Origin of the sequence: Pontimonas sp. (assembly GCF_031581085.1) — a bacterium.
Lineage (GTDB): Bacteria > Actinomycetota > Actinomycetes > Actinomycetales > Microbacteriaceae > Pontimonas.
Genome location: NZ_JAVLBO010000070.1, coordinates 1 through 1,408, shown reverse-complemented (window position 1 = coordinate 1,408; position 1,408 = coordinate 1). Strand labels below are relative to the sequence as shown.

Sequence of the window (1,408 nt, the reverse complement as noted above, 5' to 3'; positions counted from 1 at the left end):
AGTCTTCTGCTCTATCCGCTGAGCTACGAGGGCTTTGAGGAATAACTTTCCTCGAACGTTAGTTTACAGGTGCGTGATTTTGGGGTTCTCGCCCCTCTGCCAGGACATTCACGCAGGCGAGGTGGTGGGTGGGGTATCAGGGTTGATTGCTTCTTTGGCTTCAGCAAATAACGCAGTAAGGGCCATTTGCCATTCTCGTAAAGACACGGAAAGTGTTTGCCAGGTGAGATCTCTGTCCACAGTGGAGTAGTGGTGTGCCAGCACCTCGCGGTTCCTGGCCGCGTCACTCCAATTAACCCCGGTGGGTGCAGCGACACCCCGTGATGCCAGGTATTTGGATGCCTCTCCAATCTTGATCATGAGTGAATCGCCGGCCTCTTGGGCCACCGGGTCATTGTCGTAGGCAGCCTTACCGCCATCGACAATCGACGACACGACGTCAAGCCACCGCTGAATGTGGAGTAGCTCTTTCGCGACACGGAGCTCCATCACACCAACACCACGTCCTGGAGGATATCTCGATCCACCTCTGGGTCGAGCCCTCCGTAGGTGACCAGGTCGACCTCTCTACCCAGTATCCGGGTAAAGGCCTCCTGGAGTGCCGCGAGATCAGAAAGACTTGCCCCAGAGGGAGGCTCCACCACAAAGTCAAGGTCAGATTCGGGCCCGTCCTCGCCGCGGGCGACGGAACCAAAGACACTGAGTTTGCGAAATCCGCGGTCTTCTGCGACCTGTCTCACAATGTCCCGGCCTGCTTCTAGGAGGTCGCGAGGCCTCACGCCCTCCGTGCGCACCCGGGCTACCTGGTAGCTGACCGCGGGTTGGGTGAGCCCGAATCGCGCGGCAATCTGCGCTTGGGAAAATCCTTCACCAAGAAGCCCTCGTAGGGCAAGAATGCGACGGATTCGAGCAATTTCGGCATCATGCAACGCAGAATCATAATGCGCCAACAGAGTCATAAAATGATTTTATCACTAACACAGTCCTTCTCGAGGTGGTAACCCAGACGCGACTTAGTCTTCGTTTATCGCACGCTAGACGCACGACCCACCACTTCTCCCCTACTACCCTTTAGGTAGTGCGATGTGGGGGCGGGGTCTTTAGTCGGAAAGCCTTCTGCTCTATCCGCTGAGCTACGAGGGCCCGGGGCGAAAGCCCGCAAATAAAAGTCTACAGCCCAGTATCTGCCCACCGACAGGCTCTCCCGCACTGCGTGAGGTAACACCTGGTTTTGTGCAGTTCCGATACGAAAAGTGTTGCTCCCCTATCGCTTGTTGATCGCACGACCCCGCTGGGCGCTCTGAAGGCTCCGCCTGCGGGCAATCAGGAAGAAAAACAGCACGAAGAACACCACCAGGAACAGCCCGAGCACCCACCACCACAAATCTGAAGAGAATTCGCCTTTGTC

General features: G+C 56.7%; 2 protein-coding genes. Both read right to left on the bottom strand.

The genetic code is table 11. The features are described 5' to 3' along the window. Nucleotides 1-108: 108 nt before the first annotated feature. Nucleotides 109-489 carry a DUF86 domain-containing protein gene (locus tag RI518_RS07920; protein WP_397428171.1) on the bottom strand — a complete coding sequence of 127 codons (381 nt, stop codon included), beginning with the start codon at nucleotides 487-489 and terminating at the stop codon, nucleotides 109-111. Then, nucleotides 489-959: a nucleotidyltransferase domain-containing protein gene (locus RI518_RS07915; RefSeq protein WP_310689833.1), complete on the bottom strand. Its 471-nt coding sequence runs from the start codon at nucleotides 957-959 to the stop codon at nucleotides 489-491. The genes RI518_RS07920 and RI518_RS07915 overlap by 1 nt, the downstream gene beginning before the upstream one ends. Nucleotides 960-1,408: the final 449 nt, after the last annotated feature.

What these genes read in the sequence shown, in the direction of transcription:
- RI518_RS07920 (WP_397428171.1), bottom strand. Translation starts at nt 489, where the DNA reads ATGGAGCTCCGTGTCGCGAAAGAGCTACTCCACATTCAGCGGTGGCTT.
- RI518_RS07915 (WP_310689833.1), bottom strand. Translation starts at nt 959, where the DNA reads ATGACTCTGTTGGCGCATTATGATTCTGCGTTGCATGATGCCGAAATT.